Genomic DNA, 20,330 nt, shown 5'->3' on the forward strand with positions numbered 1-20,330 from the left:
TGCCGGGTGCCGATACCTTAGCCCCGCACGCCGTCGCATGTGGTGGAGTCACCGGAAGCATCCGCCACCACGAGCTCCGGCAGCCTCTCGGCGATCTCCCGCCGCACCGCCTCCGGCAGCCCCGCATCCGTGACGAGCGCGTCCACCTCGTCCAGCAGGGCGAACGAACTGAGCCCCACGGTCCCCCACTTGGTGTGATCGGCGAGGACCACGACGCGCCGCGCCGACCGCACGAAGTGCCGGTTGGTCTCCGCCTCCGCCAGGTTCGGCGTCGACAGGCCCGCCTCCGCGGAGATGCCGTGCACCCCGATGAACAGCACGTCGAAGTGCAGCGAACGGATCGCCGCGTCCGCGACGGGCCCCACCAGCGTGTCCGAAGGCGTACGCACCCCGCCCGTCAGCACCACCGTCGCCGCCCCCGGCCGGGCCGACGGGCCCGCCGCCGTCACCGGCCGCTGCGCGCTGTGGAAGACATCGGCCGCCCGCACCGAATTCGTCACCACCGTCAGATCCGGTACGTCCACCAGCCGTTGGGCCAACGCGAACACCGTCGTCCCGCCCGCCAGGGCTATCGCACCGCCCGGCGGGGCCATCCGCGCCGCCGCCCGCGCGATGTCCTCCTTGGCGGCCAGCTCCAGCGCCGACTTCGCCTCGAACCCGGGCTCGTGCGTCGTCGCCTCCGCGACCGGCACCGCACCGCCGTGCACCTTCTCCACCACGCCCAGCCGGGCCAGCGCGTCGAGGTCCCGACGGACCGTCATGTCCGAGACATTGAGCCTCCGCGTCAGTTCGTTGACCCGCACCCCACCGCGCCTCCTGACCTCGTCGAGGATCAGCGCACGCCGCTGCTCCGCCAGGAGATTCTGGTTGTCGCTCACCCGGCCCGTCCTTTCCGGTCAGCCGCCGGCAGTCGTGCGCGCTCATCCTCCCACGCGAGCCGCTCAGGCGATCGTCTCCGTTCGGCCGGATCACGATTGGGCCTCGCCCACCGGCTGCGGCCGATTGTCAGTGCCCACCGGCACCATGCTGGTGGAGGGAGAACCACACCGGGATCGGGGGACGCGGTGGCACCGGAGGAACGACCGCAGAGGCAAGGTACGGAAGCGCCCGGGCAGGAGCAGGAGGAAGCCTCAGCAGCGAAGGCCCCGCCGGCGAACGCACCGGGGCTCGCCCTGGAGTTGCTCGTGCACGGCGTCGGTGGCGCCACGCCGCAGGCCATGCTGGGCGATCCGCGCACCGAGCGCGTCACGGGGGACGGCATCGCCGGCATCCACCGCCGCGTCGCCGACCTCGACGCGGAGACCCGCCCCGGCGACCACCGCGGCGAACCGGTCCGGGAGGCCTACGTCTGGTCCAACCTCACCTCCGGCGACGGCTCCCGCGCCCTGTGGCTGATGCTCCTGCCCTTCATGGTCATCAACCTCGCCCACTGGATGCGCCCCACCTCCGAGGGCCGCCCCCGCACCGTCCGGGCCTACGGCCTGCTGGTGCGGCTCGTCGCCCTCACCCTCACCGTGCTGCTCACCGCCGCGGCCTGCGAGGTGGCCCTCGACCTGACGGCGTGGCAGTGCGCGGGCACGCACGCGTGCTCCTCGGGCAAGGCCTGGCTCGGCTTCATGTCGGCCGACCGGCACGGCTGGTGGAGCCCGCCCGGCCGCAGGCTCGCCCTCGCCGCCGCCGTGCCCACGGCCCTGACCGGCCTGCTCTGGCTCCTCTCCCGCCGCACCTGGAGCGCCTACGAAGCCCAGGTCCCCGCCCGCGCCGGCTCCGACGAGGACACCCGCACGGCCGGCGGCCGCCCCGCCCTGTGCCTGCCCGGCTTCTGGTACGGGCGGCGCATCGTCGCCCGCCTGCGCGCCGCCCACACGGCCGCCGCCCTGCTCACCGTCGCCGCCTTCCTCGCCCAGGCCGCCTCCCGCCACGACCGCGCACCCGGCGGCAGCGCCGTGCTCGACGCCCTGGGCTGGGCCCTCATCGCAGTCCTGGCCGCTGCCGCCGTGTTCGTCGTCCACGCGGTCTGCCGCCGGGGCCGCAGCGAGGGCGCCCCCGACGACACCCTCGACCGGTTCACCGTCGCCGCCCTGCCCTTCACCGCGCTCGGCCTGCTCCTCCTCGCCGCCGCCTACGCCGCCTGGGACCGGCCCGGCTGGCAGTCCCGCGGCATGCTCCCCGGCGACCGCGTCTTCGGCCTGATCGCCCTCGGCCAGGGCGCCCTCGTCCTCCTCCTCGCCCTCGCCGCCCGCCGCCTGCACCGCGCCGCCCCCGCCGAACGGACGCCCCTCGGAGGGCTCGCGGGCCCCGCCGTCGCCACCCTCGCCTGCGCACTCGGCGGCGTCATGACCGCAGGCGTCGCCCAGCGCGTCGCCGACTGGCTCGACGGCCCGGCCACCCCCGGCATGGGCGACGGCCCGATCGGCGGACCACCGGCCCTGCTCACCTGGCAGGCGTCCGTCATCCCGCCGCTCCTCGCGGTCCTGTTCCTGCTGCTCCTCGTCCTCGTGGTGCGCACCGTGCGCCTGCGCGAGCGCCTGTGCCGCACGGTCCCGGACGGCTATCCCGGCGAGGGCCACGACCGGGCGCGCACCCGCGCCATCGCCGGCACCGTCGCCCGCGCCGGCCTCACCGACGCCACCCCCTGGGTCCTCGGCACGGTCGCCCTGCTCACTCTCCTCCTGGGCGGCGGTGCGGTCGCCGGAGCCTGGAGCACCCACGACGTGCCGGGGCGGGCCGCCGCCGGCACCACCCGCATCGTCGAGGACGTCGCGCAGACCGCCCAGGCGCTCGGATCCTGGTGCGTCGGCCTCGGCTTCGTCCTGCTGATCGCCTGGGGCCGCCGCGCCTACCGCGACCCCGCCGCCCGCCGCACCGTCGGCATCCTCTGGGACGTCGGCACCTTCTGGCCGCGCGCCGCCCACCCCTTCGCCCCGCCCTGCTACGCGGAACGCGCCGTGCCGGACCTCACCTGGCGGATGCGGACCTGGACCGAGCGCACCGGCGGCAGGCTCGTCATCTCCGGCCACTCCCAGGGCAGCGTCCTCGCCGCGGCCGCCGTCTGGCAGCTGCCCGCCGCCACCCGCGGCCGGGTCGCGCTGCTCACCTACGGATCGCCCCTGGAGCGGCTCTACGGACGGTGGTTCCCGGCCTACTTCGGGCCCGTGAAGCTCGCCGCGCTGCACGACGACATCCACTGCTGGTGCAATCTGTGGCGGCTCACGGATCCCATCGGAGGCCCCGTCCGCCTGCCCGGCGAGGTGCCCGCCGCCACCGCCGTGGACCGCGGCCCCCTCAAGGACCCCCTCGCCTACGGCCGTACGGCCGAGCACCCGCTGCCCGCGGCCATCCTCGGCCACTCCCACTACCAGTCCGACCCCGAGTTCGCCCGGACCCGCGCGGCCCTGCTGGCCCGCCTCGCCGCCTGGATACCGGTGCCCCGTCAGGGCAGCGCGGGCAGATCCTCGGCGTAGAGCAGGGTGAGGTCGTCGGTGCTCGGGTCGGTCAGCTGCGCCACCCGGCCCGCGTGCCGCTCGACCATCGCCTCGAACGTCTGCCGGGCCGTACGGCCGTTGCCGAACGCCGGCCCCCTGGGGATGTCCGTGAAGTACTGCAGCAGCGCCTCGGACGCCCCGGCCCCGATCCGGTACTCGTGCTCGTCCGCCTGTTGCTGCACGATGCGCAGCAGCTCCTCCGGCGCGTAGTCGTCGAAGGTGATGGTGCGTGAGAAGCGCGAGGCCACTCCGGGGTTGACCGTCAGGAAGCGGTCCATCTCGTCGGTGTAGCCGGCGACGATCACCACGACCTCGTCCCGGTGGTCCTCCATCAGCTTCACCAGCGTGTCGATGGCCTCCCGGCCGAAGTCCCGCCCCGAGTCCTCGGGGGCGAGCGCGTACGCCTCGTCGATGAACAGCACGCCCCCGCGGGCCCGGTCGAACGCCTCCTGGGTACGGATGGCCGTCGAGCCGATGTGCTCGCCCACCAGGTCCACGCGGGAGACCTCCACCAGGTGGCCGCGCTCCAGCACCCCGAGCGAGGCGAGGATCTCGCCGTAGAGGCGGGCCACCGTCGTCTTGCCCGTGCCGGGAGAGCCCGTGAAGACCAGGTGCCGGCGCACCGAGGCGGCCTTCAGCCCGGCCAGCTGCCGGCGCCGCCCGACCTCGATCATGTCCGTGAGGGCGCGGACCTCCTTCTTGACGCTCTCCAGGCCCACCAGGGCGTCCAGTTCGCGCAGCACCGTCGCCGAGGCCCGCGCGCCCTCCGGGACGGCCGCGGGACGCACCTCCTCGGCCGAGCGCTGCACCGGCACGGCCACCGGAAGCACCGTCGCCCGCGGAACGGCCGTCACGACTGATCTCCCGCCGCCCGCCGGCCCGCAGGGCACCGCAGCGACCGCCGCGGACGTCACCGCCTCGTCGCTCGTACAGCCTTCGCTGACCGGGCCGGCCTCCGCGAACTCGAAACCCGCGCGCTCGCAGCGCTCCGTGCGGCAGCGGGTGAGGGTCGACCGGCAGCCGTCGATGACGTGGAAGCCGTAGCCGCCGCTGCCCGTCACCCGGCACTCGTGGAACGTGCCCCGGCCCCCGGCCGAGACGTAGAAGCCCGCCTCCACGGGCGAACTCACGGTGCACTGCTCGACGCTGGGGTCGGCCCCCTTGGTGACGATGACGCCGGTCGCCGCGGCGTCGATGGTGCAGCCGGCCATGGAGCCGCCGCTGCCGTGGTCGCGGAACCACGCGCCCGTGCCCACTTCGCGGATCCGGCAGCCCGCGAGCCGGGCCGTCGCCCCGTCGCTCACCGACACGGCCGTGTTGCGGACCTGCAAGAGGTCGCTGTCTACCACGTCCACGTGCGAGCCGCGGTCCAGGACGAACAGGGCGTCCGGCACGTCGTGCACCCGGCAGGAGCCGAGGGAGACCGTCGCCCCGTCGCTGATCCACACCGCCGGATAGTCGCCCTTGCTGTCGTGGATCTCGCACAGGTCGGCGTCCACGCGCGTGCCCGGGTCCCACACGGACAGGCCGTTGCGCCCGAACCGGCGCACCGCCGAGCGCGTCATCGACAGCACCGAACGGGACCTGAGGTCCACCCCGTTCTCCGGCACGTCGTGGATGTCGCAGTCGACCAGCGAGAGCACGGCGTCCGTGTCCAGCCTCACCCCGTCGCCGTTCGTGCGGTGCACGCGGCAGTCCGTCAGCCGGCCGGCCGCCCGGGAGGCCACCTGCACCCCGGCCCCGCGCACCTCGTACACCTCGCAGCCGACCGCCTCCAGCGAACTGCCCTCGCCCGTGAGCGACAGCCCCTCGCCCGAGGCGTGGTGCACCCGGCAGCGCTCCAGGCGCGGATGCGCCCCGCCGTGCACCGCGAACCCCGCCTGCCCGGCGGCCACCACCTCGCAGTCCTCGAAGACGCCGCCCGAGCCGTCCACCACGCTGATGCCGACGCCGCCGGGGTTGTCGACGGTGCAGTGGCGCACGGTGGGCCGGGAGCCGCCGCGCACCTCGATGCCCACCGCCGAGCGCGCCACGATCCGCAGGCCGGCCAGCTCCGGCGCCCCGTCCTCGACGACGAGCGCGGGGGCCGCGGCGTCGTGCCCCTCGATGTGCAGGTCCTGCAGCGCCGCGGACGCCCGTACGGTCAGGGCCACTCCGTCGGCGGGCGCGATGCGCACGCTGCCGCGCGAGCCCTCCGCGCCGCGCAGCGTCACCGCGCGGTTGACGACCAGGTTCTCCCGGTAGGTGCCGGGGGCGACGGACAGCACGTCCCCGTCCACCGCCGCTTCCAGGGCCGAGGCGAGGGAGTCGTACTCGCCCGTGCGCCGCCGCCAACGCGACGTGCCGGTATGCGTCACCTGGACGGAGCCCTCTGCCATGGTGCTGCTGTGCCCCCACCTCGTGCGTGCGTTCACCCGGGGCCGGCCGGTAGCGCGCCGGTCACCGTAGCCACCGTAGCGCGCGCGGGCCCCGGGAGTTGACCGGTCAGCTGCCTGCGTCCGCCCGCCCCCAGGTCTGCCCGGCGCGTTCCCACGCGCGGTCCCAATGGGCGTACCGCCGCTGCATGAGCCGCCATACGACCAGCCGCCGCATCGCCTCCACCAGCCCGCAGGCGACGGTGGCCGCTCCGGCGCCCGCCAGCCCGGCGTGGATGGCGGCAGTGTCGTAGTCCAACGGGCGGCCCGAGAGCTGTCCCTGGTCGTCCGTCCACAGCGGGAACGGCTGCCCGGGGCGCGTGGCATGGCGCACCGAGACGACGCCGGAGCGCTCCTTGCCGTCCGGGCCGGGCCACCGGGCGACCACCCGATGGTGTCCGTCGCGGCTCGCGGTGGCCTCGCGGTCGGTCTCGGCGGGCCTGCCGTGCAGGGCCCGCACCGTCGTCGCCGTCACCATGTGCCGGTGCCGGTGCTGTTCGCGGACCGTGTGCCGCAGGGCCTCGTGGGCGAGCGACCCCGACACCCAGCCGGTGACCGGGCCCGCGAGCAGCATGAGCACCACGGCGGCCAATCCCACCCAGGACTCCAGGACATCGGTCCGGCGACGCAGGGGATTGCGCCGCCATCGCCATGCGAGTGCCGTAGCGCGCACCATGCTCACCCCCTTCCGGGTCCGTAAATACCTCACACAGGGCATCGCATGCGGAGGAAGACGGCGGAGAGAGCAAAATCACCCCCTCCGGATGCCGTTCGGGGCCGTGCGTTGACGGGTGGCGGGCGGCGGCAGGGAGGGGAGTGCGCAGCCGGAACGGGAGGGACGGGGGAGCGGAGAAGGAGAGCGTGCGGGCTCAGTCGAGGATCTCGACGTCGTCGCCCACGCGCAGGGTCCCGGTGTGCTCGGGGATGAGGTTCTTGCCGAACACGGCCTTGCCGTCGATCCGGTGGTGCCGGGCGAGCGTGCGCAGGGGCTCCTTGCCGCGCTCGGCCGTGCGCTGGTCGGTCGTGGTGACGACGCACCGGCCGCAGGGCTTGACCGCCCGGAACGTCACCTCGCCGATCCGCACGCGCCGCCAGCCGTCCTCGGCCCACGCCTCGGTGCCGCCGATCACGACGTTCGGGCGGAAGCGGTCCATGGGCAGCGGGCCCTCGCCGGGCAGGTCGCCGTCGGCGACGAGTGCGTTGAGGGCGTCGAGGGAGGCGAGGGTCGTCACCAGCAGCGGATAGCCGTCGGCGAAGCTCACGGTCTCGCCGGGAACGGAAAATTCGGGGTCGATGCCGCGGCGGACCGCCGGCTCGTCCATGTGGAAGAGCCGGGCCTCGAACCCCAGGAACGCACTGGCCCATGCATCGGCGGCGGCTCCGGCGGGAGCCGCCTCGATCTTGTCCCGGAACACCTGCACCGTGACCGTGCCGCCCGCGCCCACGGGGCCGGGCACGGCGACGTCCAGAGGATCCGCCCCGGGCGCGGCGAGCCGGACACCGCCGCCGGGGAGCGGTTGAGCCGAGGCCAGGGCGAGTCTCGGCTGCTGCCGCTGGGTGATCATCATGCCGTCGGCGCCGGCCAGCATCCACCGGCGGTCCCCGGACAGACCCCACGGCTCCACGGCCGCCTCGCGCACGGCGCACCCCGCCAGCGACTTGACGGGATAGAAATGGACCGCGGTCAGCACAGGCGTGGACATACGGTCATCTTGCCACCCAGGTCGGGCGGTTGAACGAATACCTCCGCGCACCGCAGCGGGACCCCCGCACCTGCCGCCGGACCGCGTCGCCGGACCGCCCCACAAAACCCGGCAGAGCAGTCACAGCGGTTCGAACGGTCAGTAACCCCCCTGATTCGGATACTGACGGTTGTACGGATCCTCGTACTGCGCGGCCGCCGGGCGGGGCGCAACCGGGCGCATCGCGTCATAACCGGCCGGACCCGCCGGCGCCGCTCCCGGCCGCTGCTGCTGGTACTGCTGCTGCGGCGGCTGCGGGGCCGGGTAGGCACGCGGAGGCTGCTGCTGCGGGATGTACGGCGCGGCCGCCTGCTGCAGCCCCGAGGGCTGCTGCGGGCCGGGCGCGGGATAGCCGTACGGCGCGCCGCCCTGACCGCCGTAGGACGGCTGCGGGGCCTGGTGGGACTGGGCCCCGGACGGGCCCGAGGGCAGCGCCGGGAGCGCGGGCAGGTTGCTGCCGCCGCCGTCGTACGGGGACGACACGCGGATCGGAGCGATCTGCGGGGTCCCCCGCTCGGCGACGAGGCTGTCGTAAATCGGGGTGTCCGGGAACGACGACGAGGCGTAGTAGCCGCCGCCGTAGGTGCTGCGGGGGGAGGTCATAGCGCATAAGTTAAGCCCACGTCCCTCGCGCGGTCTACGCCAAGGTCGGCACTAACGATTCCCTGACCTGCAAAGACGCAGGTCAGGACAGAACCGACAAGGTCGGACACATCCCTACGTACGGCCATCCGGGGGTATCACGCCGCGTACCCCCTCCAGTTGACCCGATCCCCCCTTTTCGGCCGGTCGGCTTCCGGCTCTTCGGCCGACCGTATTTCCGCTCCTGAGCCGACCGGATTCCCGTTCCTCGGCCGACCGGGATCCCGCCCCTCAGCCGGTCTTCTCCTCGCTGCGGTCGCCGCCCCACAGCGTGTGGAACGACCCCTCGCGGTCCGTGCGCCGGTAGGTGTGGGCGCCGAAGAAGTCGCGCTGCCCCTGGGTGAGGGCCGCGGGCAGCCGCTCCGCCCGCAGGGCGTCGTAGTAGGCGAGCGCGGCCGAGAAGCCCGGGGTGGGAACGCCGCGGCCGACGGCGGTGGCGACGACCGTGCGCCAGGCGTCCTGCGCCCGCCCGACCTCGTCGGCGAACCCCTTGTCGGCGAGCAGGGTGGGCAGTTGCGGGTCGGCGGCGAACGCGGCGCGGATGCGGTCGAGGAACGCGGCCCGGATGATGCAGCCGCCGCGCCAGATGGCGGCCACCCCGCCGAGGTCGATGTCCCAGCCGTACTCGGCGCTCGCCGCGGCGATCATGTTCCAGCCCTGGGCGTACGAGACGACCTTCGACGCGTACAGCGCCTCCTCGACCCGGGTGGCGAACTCCTCCGCGGCATCCGGGGAGAGGGACTCCCGCCCGGGGCCGGGCAGTTCGCGCGCGGCCCGGCGCAGGTCGCCGTGGCCGGACAGGGAACGGGCGAAGACGGCCTCGGCGATGCCCGAGACGGGGACCCCGAGGTCCAGCGCGGTCTGCACCGTCCAGCGGCCGGTGCCCTTCTGCTCGGCCTCGTCGGCCACCACGTCCACGAACGGGCGGCCGGTGGCGGCGTCCGTGTGGGACAGCACCTCGGCGGTGATCTCGATCAGGTACGAGTCCAGGCGGCCGGTGTTCCAGGTGCGGAAGGTCTCCGCGATCCGGTCCGGTCCGTAGCCGGCGACGTTGCGCAGCAGGTCGTACGCCTCGGCGATGAGCTGCATGTCGGCGTACTCGATGCCGTTGTGCACCATCTTGACGAAGTGTCCGGCGCCGTCGGGGCCGATGTGGGTGCAGCAGGGAGTGCCGTCCTTCGCCTTGGCGGCGATGCTTTCGAGCAGCGGGCCGAGGGACTTGTAGGACTCCTCCGAGCCGCCGGGCATGATGGCGGGCCCGTGGAGGGCGCCTTCCTCGCCACCGGAGATGCCGGCGCCGACGAAGTGGATGCCCTTGTCGCGGAGGGCCTTCTCGCGTCGGCGGGTGTCGGCGAAGTGGGCGTTCCCGCCGTCGATGATGACGTCGCCGGGCTCCAGGAGCGCGGCGAACTCGTCGATGACGGCGTCCGTCGGGTCGCCCGCCTTGACCATGATGATGATCCGGCGCGGCTTCTGCAGAGCGGCGACGAACTCCTCGGCGGACTCGGCCGGGACGAAGTCCCCCTCGTGGCCGTGCTCGGCGACGAGCGCCTCGGTCTTGGCGTAGGTGCGGTTATGCAGGGCGACGGTGTGCCCGTGCCGGGCGAAGTTACGGGCGAGGTTGCTGCCCATGACGGCGAGCCCGGTGACGCCGATCTGCGCGGTGGCCTCGGGGGAGGGGGTGCTGGGCATTGCGGGGATCCACTCCTGTCACGTGCGTCAGTGAGGCTGTGGGTAAGGCTGGTGCGAGACGGCAACGCCGGAGGGCATCTGGCTCTTCCCGCCGGTCTGCCGGGTATCACCTGGTCATCGTGGCACGGCCGCGGGGAGGAGGCCGGGAGTGCCGCTGAGGCGACCTCGATCTTGTCACCTTCTTCTCCGGCGGAGGCCTCTGCACCCGGGGCCCGATTGTGTGACTCGGACAAGAGGGGGCTCCAGGTGTGCGGGCGTCGGACCGGAGCTTCGGTGGGTGGGGGAGCGGAGAGGGGTGCGATCTTATGGTCGTGTGATCTTGGCGTTTGCAGGCGGTCCGTGGCGGGTTCCGGCGGGTCGGATGCTGACTTATTGCTGACTTTGCTGACAGATCGTCAGGAATCTGTTGCGGCTCTGGCGGGCTTCGTTGCGTGGGCGGGGCAGCAATGGAGACCGGGCGGGACATAGCCGCTGAGTGTGACAATGGAGTCCATTTGGCGGTGGCGCTTGGTGAAGAATGCCTGGCCAAGCGGGGCCGAGAGGTCTCCAATGGCTCAAGGGCCGAGGGCCATCAGGTCGAGATCGCCCGGACCGCTGTGGTGAGCGTGGCGACCAGCGTGAGAGTGGCCGCGAAGGCGACGGCCGCACGGGTCAGTGCCTGGGCATAGGTGGCCTGGTCGCGACGGGCCAAGTAGCCGGCCGCAACCGAGACCAGGATGGCCAGAAGGGTGGCCAGGGCGCACCCGATGAAGATCAACATGGTCCGGACGGACACGGTGGTGCTCCTTTGCGGCAGGGGCGGCAACAAGTTGGCGGCCAACCTGCCGCATATCGCGTTCAACGGTGTTCGAGGCGCGGAAAAATGAACACTCGTGAACGTGCCTCACGCCACAGGAGAAGAAGCGTGACCTTGGACGGCCGGTTCGACCAGGAGGCGGCTCTCCGCCGGTTGCAGGAAAAGCTCGAAGAGGCCCGGATCGCGGCTCGGCTGAACAAGTCGCTGCTCGCGGGCTTGGCTGGATTGGGCCGCACCACCGTCAGTCAGGCGTTCAACAGCAGGGCGAAGGCGCCCACGCGGCACACCTTGCGCGAGTTGTCCCGCGTCCTGCACTTGGAGGTACAGCCTCTGCTGGACCTGCGTGATGCCGCGGTCGGTGCCACGGTGCCGCGGCCAGGACGACACCGCTCCGGCAGTGGGGGCGTGGTGCGGCGGGACGTGGGCAATCCAGCGGCTACTGGCGCCCTGCCCGAGCCGCAAGAGCCGTCACCCTCGACCCTGCGGCGTTGGCCCCGCGTGGCGGACACGAGTCCGCTGGATGCCGGACTCGCCGTGATCGGGGCGGGAGATGTCCCGGCCTACGTGATGCGTGACCTCGATGGTGCCGTGCGCGAGCGGATACGGGCCGCGGGCCGGTCGGGCGGCGCTGTCCTGGTGGTGGGGGATTCCGTGGCGGGCAAGACCCGCACTCTCTACGAAGGCGTGCGCGCGGAACTGCCCGGTCATCGCTTCGTGCGCCCGGCGCACCCGGCCGACGTTCCCACGCTGATCGCAAGAATCGTCGCGTCCGCAGATCCCTGCGTGTTGTGGCTCGACGAGCTGGACCGCTACCTGGAAGAAGGCTGTCTCACGGAACACGGGCTCACGGAACTCCGCCGCACGCAGGCGGTCCTCCTGGCCACGCTCGATGCCTCGGCGCTCGGGCGCCCGAGTGATCAGAAAGCGGTTCGCCAGATGCAGCCCATCGCGCTCGATCGGCGTTGGAACACAGCCGAACGCCGACGGGCTGCAAAGTCGAAGGATCCACGCGTCGTCCGCGCCGCGACGCGAAGCACCGCCGACCTCGGAGTGGCCGAGTACCTCGCCGCCGACCCGTGGCTCTGGCAGGAACTGAAGCTGGCTGACCGGGCGGGCGGCCAGCCCCGGGGAGCAGCGCTCACCCGGGCGGGCATCGACCTGAGCCGGGCCGGAATCGGCCGCCCTCTGCCCACATCACTGCTGTTCGAAGCCCACCTGCCCTACCTCGTCGACAGCGGCGGCCCCCTTCTACGCCCGGAGCCCGTCGACGACGCGTTGGCCTGGGCCGGAAGAACGCGTTACGGAGTGAGCAGCATGCTGTTGCCTGTCGGAGAGGATGTCTGGAAAGCCCATCCGCAACTGGTCGCCGCAGCCGACGAAGCGGGAGTCCCTGTTCACTGCCTCACCTGGCTCCAGGCCTTCGGCGCGGCAGACAGCCTGGACGAGATCTTCACAGTGGTACTCAACGCCAGTCGCCATGAACCGTCCATCGCCGTGTTCCTATGGCGGGAGCTGGCCGACGCCGGCATCAAAGAGGCCGCCAACAATCTCGGGGTCACCCTGGCCGACCTCGGTCGGCACGAAGAAGCCGAACGGGTGTACCGGACGCAAGCGGACCTGGAGGACCCTATTGTCCTCCTGAACCTCGGAAACCTGCTGTGCAAGACCGGCCGTCACGATGAGGCCGCAGAGGCGTACCGAGAGTCCGGCGAACGAGGACAAGCGAACGCGTGGAACAGCCTCGGCCTGCTCTTCAAGGAACAAGGCGAGTTCGCCCGCGCAGAGGTCTGCTTGCGCAGCGCCGCCCTCGCCGGTGCCCCCGATGCCGAGTACAGCCTCGGGGTACTCCTGGAAGAACGCGGGCGCACCGAAGAAGCCAAGGCTGCGTATGCGCGCGCGTACGGCGCCGGGGACCCGGCGGGGCTGACCAACTGGCGGATGCTGCTGCTCGAAGAGGGCCGACGGTACGAGGCGGAATCGCTGCTGCGGCAAGCCGCTGACGCCGGCGATCAGGATGCGATGCTGAGCCTGGCCAACGCCGCCAAGGCAGCAGGAGATCTGCGGCAGGCAACGGACTGGTATCACCGTGCCATCGACGCAGGAGACACTCGCGCATTCTTCAACTTGGCAAATCTCCTCCGGGACCATGGCCAGTCAGGCCTTGCCGAAATGCTCTACCGGCTGGCCATCGACGCGGGCATCACCAGCGCCGTGTACAACCTGGCTCTCCTTCTCATGGGGCAGGAGCGCTTGACGGAGGCGGAGACCTTCCTTCACCAAGCCGTAGCCCACGGACACAGAAAGGCCATGTTCTACCTGGGCTACGCGCTACGTCAGACCGGCCGACCACAGGCAGCGGCAGCGCAATGGGAATCGGCGGCCGAAGAAGGTGACACTGATGCGGCGATCGCCCTGGCGACGGTGTTGACCAGCCCCTCCGACCAAGCCCGACTCCACAGGGTGCTGCGCCGTGCGGCAGACGCTGGTGACGACGATGCGGCCCTGGCTGCTCTCGGCAATGACTTCCCCCGAAACTGGCCACTGCCTGGGCACTACATGGCACAGGTCGTATAGGCCGTCCACGGGTGTCCAGCAGATCCAGGAGAGGCGCTGAAAGCCAGGTCAGGGCCTTCTTGTCTCGGGGAGCCCGTGCAGTCGGTGACAGCTGTGTGATAGTCCGTGAGACGGCGAACCCCCGCAGGGAGACCTCCCTGCGGGGGTTCGCCGTCTCACGGACTACGACGGTGTGCAGCGTGCGATGCGGGCGCCGCCGTACTCCGGCTCTCCGCTGTCGAGCACGCGAAGCAGGGAGGCGGTGACAACACGCGTCTTACGGCCGATGCGTGTCACGCGGCAGGGGAACTCGCCTTGACGGACCAGGTCGTAGCCCTTCGCCCGCGAGATCCCGAGGGCCTTGGACGCGTCCTCCACGCTCCCCGTCCCGCTCAAGGTGGCGCGGATGTGCGTAGGGCTGTACTGGGCACCCTGCAGCTCGTCAGTCTGCCTGTGCATTGTGGATTCTCCAGTCGCTTTCAAATTGGCGCTGCCTATATGGCGCCAGTAGGTTCCGGAACTGAGCAGAATGGCCTGTGGCTGGTCAGTGGGCCACGGCGCCGGGGCATCGTGGTGGTTGGCATAGGCGAGGCCATGCCGCGTCGCCCTGGGGGATGCACGGATCAACCTCAAGGCCCTCGACTTGCACATCGCGCTTTACCCAGGGTGTGAGACGGTTCTCCACAACGGCGCTGGTGCCTGGAGGGTTGTGCCAGTCCGGGGAAAATTGGCGCGTGGCTGCGGACCTGATTCGCGCGGATTAGGTGGGCGGCGTGAAGCCCTGGCGAAGCGTGTCGGGTTGAATCGATGGCTGTTTCGGCAATGCCTTCCGACGTGCGGGTAGGTAGTGGCGGTGGACTATCAATGATGCGCGGGATCACCGGTTTGGTTAACCGGTGATCCCGCGCTATGTTCCACCCCTTCGAGTCAATCTGATGTGACCACCTGTGTGGACTGCCGTGGCTGGCGCCTCCCGGGGCGGGCTCGATGCCGTGCAGCAAAAGGTGACAGCGTCCTCCTGGCTGGATAGCGGAAATACATCTCCCCTTATTGGCGTTGAGCTCGTGCAGTTGAGGGGGGATGGTGTCGGGACTGAAGCTGTTCCACACGGCGAGTACAGCACGGGGCCCGTCCACGGAGGCCGGATCGACACCCTGGGCATCGATGAGAATGGTGCCCCGGTGGTGATCGAGTTCAAGCGTGCGACGGATGCCGGCGTGATCAACCAGGGGCTCTTCTATCTGTCGTGGCTCGTGGACCACAAGGCGGAGTACGGGCACCTGGTCCGCGACCGGCTTGGGGCAGCGGCCGCAGCCCCGGTCTTGTGGAGCGCACCGAGGCTGATCTGCGTCGCCGGCAACTTCACCCGCTACGACGTGCACGCTACCCGCGAGCACCGGCGCAGCGTCGACCTGGTCCGCTACCGCTTCTTCGGCGAGGACCACTTCGGCCTGGAGACAGTCGCCTCCGTCGCCGCCCAGACAGCGGCCCTGCGCACCCGCCGGGCGAGCGAGACCAGGGCACCCGGTCCCCGCGCGGCCGGGAGTGCGATCGAGGAGCTGCACGCGGAGGTCGACCAGGTCCTGCTCGGCCTCGGCGACGACATCACCAAGATCCGGCGCAAGACCTACCGTGCGTACCAGAGGCTGCGGAACTTCGCCTGCGTCTGCCCGCCGCAGAGGGACAAACTGCTCGTCTACCTCAAGGCCAACCCCAAGGAGGTCGACCTCACCCCCGAATTCACCCGGGACGTGACCGGGCTCGGCCACCACGGAACCGGCGACCTAGAGGTCCAGCTGCGCACGGACCGGGATCTGGAGCGAGCCCAGGACCTGTTCCGCCTCAGCTACAGCGCGGTATAGCGGATTCTGCTTCGGCTCTCCGGCTTGACGGCGGCCGCGTATACCCGGACGTCGTGAAGCCGGAGCTGACGCGGGCACGCGCGATCGTGTGGGGGCTGGCGGCCGTTACCGTCATCGGCCTCGCCGCGTTCTGCCAGCCGCCCTCCGCTGATCCCTAGTGCTGTGACCGCCTGCCTTCGCCGGGTTGGTGGTCGTGGCGGTCGGATGTGCGGTGACGTCCGATCCGACCGTTGGAGGCGTGGTGGCTGAGCCTGTCCGTGCGCGCGCAGACTGACCGATCAGGAGGGGCAGCGGTTTGACCGACAAGGTCATCCGCAACCCGTTTGGCGGCCGGCGGCCGGCGGCCGGCGGCGACCGCGGCCGCGACCCCGAAGTCGCGCAAGGTATCGCTACCATGGAGCGGCACATTCACAACGGGGGCGGCGCCCCAGCAGCAGCCAACGTGATCGAGTCCTTGATGGCCCCTGCCCGCCACCGGCAGTCCGGCCCCGATCCGTTGACCCCACGTGAGCAGCCCCACACTGATCGCCCGCTACAGGTACGCCGGACACCACCGAGAGCCGGAGCTCCCCCTACGGGTCAGATGTGGCTTGGCAACTCTGTCGCCGAACTGCCCAATGCGCCGTCGCTGGCCTGGAGCGTTATGGCGAAGCGCAGTTATACGTCACGCGGGCCGCGGAAGTCCGGAAGCCGCCCGTCCGGGTCGGCGCGCCCGCGGGCATCACGCTCGTAGCGCTCGCAAGGGGCAAGACCCGACGCGAAATCGTCCGATGCCTCAAACGCTACGCTGCCCGGGAAGTCTTCCCCTGATCAGGTCCGCACAGTCATGCCCCCGTCATAGGGGCGGTCGTGCGATGCTCGGTGGTGGTTGCGCTTCGGAATTGGCGGCATCGGTGCCGGCGGCGTGTGGGCCGTAGCAGCGGTGGACATACAGGAACTGGTCGTGACTGCCAGCCGGGTCCCGAGAGGAGGCTACCTGCCTCGGCTCTCGCCCGATACTGGCCCAGCCTGCACATCCGCGGCCTCGAGTCCGCGTCGAACACGGGGCTGACTGGGTGTATCCGTCCGCGGCGGGAGCGATGCCTACTGGCTGCGTCCTGGGTGATGGGGTTCACTGACCGCTGACGTTGTCGTGCGCAGCTTTTCGACGGCTAGGAGGGCTGATGATGGGTATGACCGGGCTGCGTCGGGATGATCTCAGGTCGTTGTTCAATCCGTCGGTGACCGTGTCCGAGAGGGTCGGCCTGGAGACCGAGAGCGGCGTCGTCGACCCGCAGACCGGGCTCGCCGCTCCTTATGCAGGGAAGAATGGGGTAAGGGCCGTTCTTGAGGCTCTGCTGGCGGAGTGGGGCGGGGAGGCGTTGTACGACGCCGGCGAATTGACGGGGGTGAAGCTGGCCGACGGAGGCCTGCTTGGGCTCGAACACGGCGGTCAGATGGAGTACTCCTGTGCCCCGGTCGCCGATGTGGTCACGGCAGTGGACGACATGCGGCTCACTTTGGCACGGCTGTCGGAGCTTCTCAGCCGCTTCGGCCTTGCGCTCCTGCCCGGCGCATACTTGCCTTTCGACCGGATCGATACCATCCCCTGGGTGCCTCTGAGCCGTGGCCGGCTCATGCGTGACCACTTCACCGGCATCGGCGCGGCGGGCGCCGGAGGACCGGGGATCCTGTCGATGTCGACGTGCACACAGGTGCATCTCGACTACCTCTCCGAGGACGATTTCACCCAGAAGCTGCGGATGCAGGCGGCCGCGTCGCCGGTCGTCGCCGCGCTGCTTGTCAACTCACCACTGTACGGGGGGCGGCTGGACGGGGTGCTCTCCCACAGATCGCGGGACTGGCTGCTGACGGATCCGCAGCGCTGCGGCCTCGTGCTGCCGGCGCTGCGGGACGAGGTGAGCATCGACGACGTCATCGACTGGGCGCTGCGCATCCCGATGCTCTACTACGAGGACGGGGCGGGACGGCTCCGGCCCGCTCCCGGCAAACCGTTCGCCTCGGTCCTTCGGGAAGGATTCGACGACGGCTCCCTGCCGGTCCTCGGCCATTGGGTCGCCCATATGACACAGATCTGGACACACGTCAGGGTCCGGCGAACGCTGGAACTACGCGCAGCGGACGGCCCCGCCTACCAGCACATCCAGGTCGTGCCGGCGCTGTGGACGGGGCTCAGTTACCACCCGCAGTCTCGGGCAGCTGCCTGGGAGTTGCTGAGGCACTACAGCGTGGCGGAACAGCACGCGGCGATGGCCAGCCTCCCGACCGATGGACTGCGCACGATGCTCGGCGGCGACCGTGTGCACGAACTCGCGGGTGAGCTCGTCCGACTGGCCCGGGAAGGGTTGCGGGCCCGGGTGGCCGCCGGTCTGGAGCGCCCCGAGGTACTGGACTACCTCGACCCGCTGGACGAGGTACTGCACACGGGGAAGACCTTCGCCGAGCAGTGCGCACACCGTTGGGAGACGGACCTGCGGCGCGACCCGCGCCGCTATGTCGCGGCCTTCCGCGTCTGATCGCACGGCTGAATTCCGAACGTTCACGTCCGAACGGTTCAGTGCCGGGGGAAGGTTTCGAACCTTCACATCCCCTGGGGGACACCCGACCACGAGGGTCGGGCGCGTCTGCCACTTCCGCCACCCCGGCCTGCCTGACTCCGGCAGAAATGAACGCTAACAGCTCTTCAGAGGCGTGTGAAGGACACATCGGAGATCATGGAACGAACGGCCGAAAATCATCTGGATCGACAGATCAATTCCGTGACGTAAAACTGTTCCTGCCGCCTCGGGTCACCACCCGGGCCGCCTTGTCGCAACGGAATTGCCCCCGTACCTTCGACTGTGAGGTTTCCATCGGCGGCAAGGGGATATTCCGGTGCCCAATCAGAGCTCTGTTTTCTTGAGTTATCCGCCGGCTTCCAGCGTCTGGCATTTGCCCATGGGTATTGCCTTTCTCGCAGGAGTGCTGGAAGCACGCGGTCACCACGTCGTACAGCATTACGGCTACATCGATGCGGTCGAGTACGTCCTGCGACGACACGGTGGCGAGCAGGCCGACGAGGCCCTGCGTACCGTCCGCGACCCCGATGCCTCGATCCTGCGGCGGCACGACGCCCGAGTCCTGTTCGAGGAGTTCTCCGCGAGTATCTCCTCGACATTCGAGGACTTTGCTGTCGAACGCAACAACGTCAGGTGCGACTCCCGGCACTTCAAGGGTGACGTCAGCGAACTGCGCTGGGTACTCGAACACCGCGAGGAGCATGTCTTCCACGAGTACTTCGCCGAGTCCGAGATGGCCCGCATCCGTGCTGCGGATCCGGACGTGGTCGGCATCAGCGTCGCCGACGAACGGCAGCTGGTGAGTGCCTGCGTCCTCGCAAGCCTCGTGCGCGAGCACGCGCCGCGCGTGCGGCTGTTCATGGGCGGCAACTACTGGGCCCGCACCATGGACGCCTATCACGATCCCCAGTTCGCCGCCTTGTTCGATCACTGGGACGCCATCGTCTACGCCGAAGGTTTCCGGCCCGTGGTGGAACTGGTCGAGGGCGCCGAACCGGCCACCGTCCCAGGCGTGGTGTGGCGCGACGGCGACACCGTGCGGATCAACCCCCGCACCCTTGCTCCTGTCGACTACGAGACGCTGCCCACCCCGGTCTTCGATCGCGGTATCCGGCAGTGGAGCCCGGACTTCGTGCCTCCCCTCTACACGATGTCCAACTGCCCGATGCGCTGCGGATTCTGCTCGATAGCCGCCGGCAGCGACAGCTTCCTGCACAAGCCCCGGGTAATGTCCGAACGTCGCGTCGCCGAGCACGTGGCCGCACTTGGCATCGAGCGCGTCGACTTCGTCGACGAATACCTCACCGTCCCCCGGCAGCTCAGAATAGGACGGGAACTCGCGCGTATCGGACACCGCGCCACCTGGCAGTGCTATCTGACTGCGAGTGATCAACTGCTGAAGCCGGACACCTGCCAGGCACTGGCCGACGCCGGCTGCCGCGCCGTGCAACTCGGCCTGGAATCGCTTGACCCTTACACCCTGAAGCAGGAAGCGAAACCCTGGAATCATCCGGGAAATTATGGCCGGATTCTCAAAAATCTGCGCAATTCCGGAATCCAGGTCCACGTCTTCATCATCGTCGGCGTGCCCGGCGAACCGATCAACCAGTCGCTGCGCTGGCTGTCCTTCCTAGAGGACTACGGCGAGCACATTCTGACCATTAAATCCGGCCGCTACCGGCTCACCCGCCGCGCCCCGGACGAACGCGCCGCCACCCGCCACCAGATGTCCGGACTCCAGGTGACCGGCGAGGACCACCAGCTGCTCAATCTCAACCGTGACCAGTTCCGCTACACCACCAACGGGCTCAGCCGCAAACGGGTCGAAGCCATACGGGACCTGCTCGAAGAGGCCTGCCGCCGGCACTGGGCCTACCAGATCACCTCCAGCGTGCCCTGGTGGACCAACCGTGGTCGCTTCACCCTGGAGCAACTGCGTGCCGACGCCGAGGTGCTCCGCGTCCACCGTCCCCCCGAACCGTCCATCCCGGCCAGTCACCTCAAACGCGGACTGTCCAAGATCACCAGTGCCCTCCGCGATGAACTCGGTCTGCGCACCGCACCCGCCACCTACGAGGACGCCCGTGACATCGCCACGCGACTACGCGCCGAGGACGGCAACACCGGCACAGATGGTATCGGCCAGCCGTATCCGGCGAGGCGATCTTGACGACAAGACGCCTGCCTTTGTGACAACTGTCGATGCTTCGGCTCAGCCATCGACCTCGACAAGGGCCCTCTGCTCGACGCCGACCACGATGCCGCCCGTAGATCGGCGCTCGATCCGGGCGTGGCTGGCGAGGTGCAGGCCACGCCCGGGTGTGGTAACCCCCAGCAGCCACAGCAGCCGGAACCACCGCAGCACGCCGTACCCGTAGCTCCGGACCGTCAGCGGACTGCAATCGTTCAGGCCAGGTCTCGCAGGTAGGCAGTGGCCGACTCGATCTCGTCGTCGTAGGCGTTGACGACGATGTACGGCGGGTGGACGCCCCGTGCGGGGAGCACAGTCCTTACACGGGGCAGCTCGGCCCGTCCCTCCATCAGTTCATGCCGCAGTTCCACGGTCTCCTCCTCGTTGATCACGTT

At 70.3% G+C, this 20,330-nt stretch carries 14 protein-coding genes and 1 tRNA gene; 5 read left to right on the forward strand and 10 right to left on the reverse strand.

The window, feature by feature from the left end:
* Window positions 1–17 precede the first annotated feature (17 nt).
* Window positions 18–878 (reverse strand): DeoR/GlpR family DNA-binding transcription regulator, encoded by an 861-nt coding sequence (locus tag AS857_RS10665; protein ID WP_058042872.1) that lies wholly within the window; start codon window positions 876–878, stop codon window positions 18–20.
* A 306-nt stretch (window positions 879–1,184) separates the two neighbouring features.
* Between AS857_RS10665 and AS857_RS10670 the strand changes: the two genes are divergently transcribed.
* Window positions 1,185–3,464 carry a hypothetical protein gene (locus AS857_RS10670; protein WP_420823927.1) on the forward strand — a complete coding sequence of 760 codons (2,280 nt, stop codon included), beginning with the start codon at window positions 1,185–1,187 and terminating at the stop codon, window positions 3,462–3,464.
* Here the strand turns inward: AS857_RS10670 and AS857_RS10675 are convergent.
* The 6 genes from AS857_RS10675 to AS857_RS10700 form a co-directional block, all read right to left on the reverse strand.
* Complete coding sequence (locus AS857_RS10675) at window positions 3,434–5,863, reverse strand: right-handed parallel beta-helix repeat-containing protein (RefSeq protein ID WP_058042873.1); 2,430 nt, start codon at window positions 5,861–5,863, stop codon at window positions 3,434–3,436. The two genes, AS857_RS10670 and AS857_RS10675, sit on opposite strands and share 31 nt — an antisense overlap.
* 106 nt (window positions 5,864–5,969) lie before the next feature.
* Window positions 5,970–6,617 (reverse strand): Rv1733c family protein, encoded by a 648-nt coding sequence (locus tag AS857_RS10680; protein ID WP_063804222.1) that lies wholly within the window; start codon window positions 6,615–6,617, stop codon window positions 5,970–5,972.
* 151 nt (window positions 6,618–6,768) lie between these two features.
* Window positions 6,769–7,602: an MOSC domain-containing protein gene (locus tag AS857_RS10685; RefSeq protein ID WP_058042875.1), complete on the reverse strand. Its 834-nt coding sequence runs from the start codon at window positions 7,600–7,602 to the stop codon at window positions 6,769–6,771.
* Between the two features lie 138 nt (window positions 7,603–7,740).
* Entirely contained in the window at window positions 7,741–8,244 is a 504-nt protein-coding gene (locus AS857_RS10690; RefSeq protein WP_058042876.1) for a DUF6643 family protein, read from the reverse strand.
* 270 nt (window positions 8,245–8,514) lie between these two features.
* Window positions 8,515–9,975, reverse strand: coding sequence for an NADP-dependent phosphogluconate dehydrogenase (gene gndA / locus AS857_RS10695; RefSeq protein ID WP_058042877.1), 1,461 nt, complete (start codon window positions 9,973–9,975; stop codon window positions 8,515–8,517).
* Between the two features lie 571 nt (window positions 9,976–10,546).
* Window positions 10,547–10,735, reverse strand: a complete 189-nt coding sequence (locus AS857_RS10700; protein WP_058044063.1) for a hypothetical protein — start codon at window positions 10,733–10,735, stop codon at window positions 10,547–10,549.
* A 144-nt stretch (window positions 10,736–10,879) separates the two neighbouring features.
* Between AS857_RS10700 and AS857_RS10705 the strand changes: the two genes are divergently transcribed.
* Window positions 10,880–13,345 (forward strand): tetratricopeptide repeat protein, encoded by a 2,466-nt coding sequence (locus tag AS857_RS10705; protein WP_058042878.1) that lies wholly within the window; start codon window positions 10,880–10,882, stop codon window positions 13,343–13,345.
* A gap of 162 nt (window positions 13,346–13,507) precedes the next feature.
* Here AS857_RS10705 and AS857_RS10710 read toward each other — a convergent pair whose 3' ends face one another.
* A complete protein-coding gene (locus AS857_RS10710; RefSeq protein ID WP_063804223.1) occupies window positions 13,508–13,783 on the reverse strand; it encodes a helix-turn-helix domain-containing protein in 276 nt (91 codons plus the stop codon).
* 605 nt (window positions 13,784–14,388) lie between these two features.
* Here AS857_RS10710 and AS857_RS10715 point away from each other — a divergent pair.
* Window positions 14,389–15,186, forward strand: coding sequence for a DUF5655 domain-containing protein (locus tag AS857_RS10715; protein ID WP_245699753.1), 798 nt, complete (start codon window positions 14,389–14,391; stop codon window positions 15,184–15,186).
* 1,163 nt (window positions 15,187–16,349) lie between these two features.
* On the forward strand, window positions 16,350–17,702 hold the full coding sequence (locus tag AS857_RS10720; protein WP_058042879.1) for a glutamate-cysteine ligase family protein: 1,353 nt from the start codon (window positions 16,350–16,352) through the stop codon (window positions 17,700–17,702).
* Window positions 17,703–17,744: 42 nt separating this feature from the next.
* Here AS857_RS10720 and AS857_RS10725 read toward each other — a convergent pair.
* Window positions 17,745–17,832 (reverse strand) — tRNA-Glu (locus tag AS857_RS10725).
* A 228-nt stretch (window positions 17,833–18,060) separates the two neighbouring features.
* Between AS857_RS10725 and AS857_RS10730 the strand changes: the two genes are divergently transcribed.
* Window positions 18,061–19,914, forward strand: coding sequence for a B12-binding domain-containing radical SAM protein (locus tag AS857_RS10730; protein WP_144440765.1), 1,854 nt, complete (start codon window positions 18,061–18,063; stop codon window positions 19,912–19,914).
* 42 nt (window positions 19,915–19,956) lie between these two features.
* Here AS857_RS10730 and AS857_RS40615 read toward each other — a convergent pair whose 3' ends face one another.
* Entirely contained in the window at window positions 19,957–20,109 is a 153-nt protein-coding gene (locus AS857_RS40615; RefSeq protein ID WP_216823962.1) for a hypothetical protein, read from the reverse strand.
* Window positions 20,110–20,330: the final 221 nt, after the last annotated feature.

Origin of the sequence: Streptomyces roseifaciens (assembly GCF_001445655.1) — a bacterium.
GTDB lineage: Bacteria > Actinomycetota > Actinomycetes > Streptomycetales > Streptomycetaceae > Streptomyces > Streptomyces aureoversilis.

What these genes read in the sequence shown, in the direction of transcription:
- AS857_RS10680 (WP_063804222.1), bottom strand. Translation starts at nt 6,617, where the DNA reads ATGCCCTGTGTGAGGTATTTACGGACCCGGAAGGGGGTGAGCATGGTG.
- AS857_RS10720 (WP_058042879.1), top strand. Translation starts at nt 16,350, where the DNA reads ATGATGGGTATGACCGGGCTGCGTCGGGATGATCTCAGGTCGTTGTTC.
- AS857_RS10675 (WP_058042873.1), bottom strand. Translation starts at nt 5,863, where the DNA reads ATGGCAGAGGGCTCCGTCCAGGTGACGCATACCGGCACGTCGCGTTGG.
- gndA (WP_058042877.1), bottom strand. Translation starts at nt 9,975, where the DNA reads ATGCCCAGCACCCCCTCCCCCGAGGCCACCGCGCAGATCGGCGTCACC.
- AS857_RS10690 (WP_058042876.1), bottom strand. Translation starts at nt 8,244, where the DNA reads ATGACCTCCCCCCGCAGCACCTACGGCGGCGGCTACTACGCCTCGTCG.
- AS857_RS10710 (WP_063804223.1), bottom strand. Translation starts at nt 13,783, where the DNA reads ATGCACAGGCAGACTGACGAGCTGCAGGGTGCCCAGTACAGCCCTACG.
- AS857_RS10685 (WP_058042875.1), bottom strand. Translation starts at nt 7,602, where the DNA reads ATGTCCACGCCTGTGCTGACCGCGGTCCATTTCTATCCCGTCAAGTCG.
- AS857_RS10700 (WP_058044063.1), bottom strand. Translation starts at nt 10,735, where the DNA reads ATGTTGATCTTCATCGGGTGCGCCCTGGCCACCCTTCTGGCCATCCTG.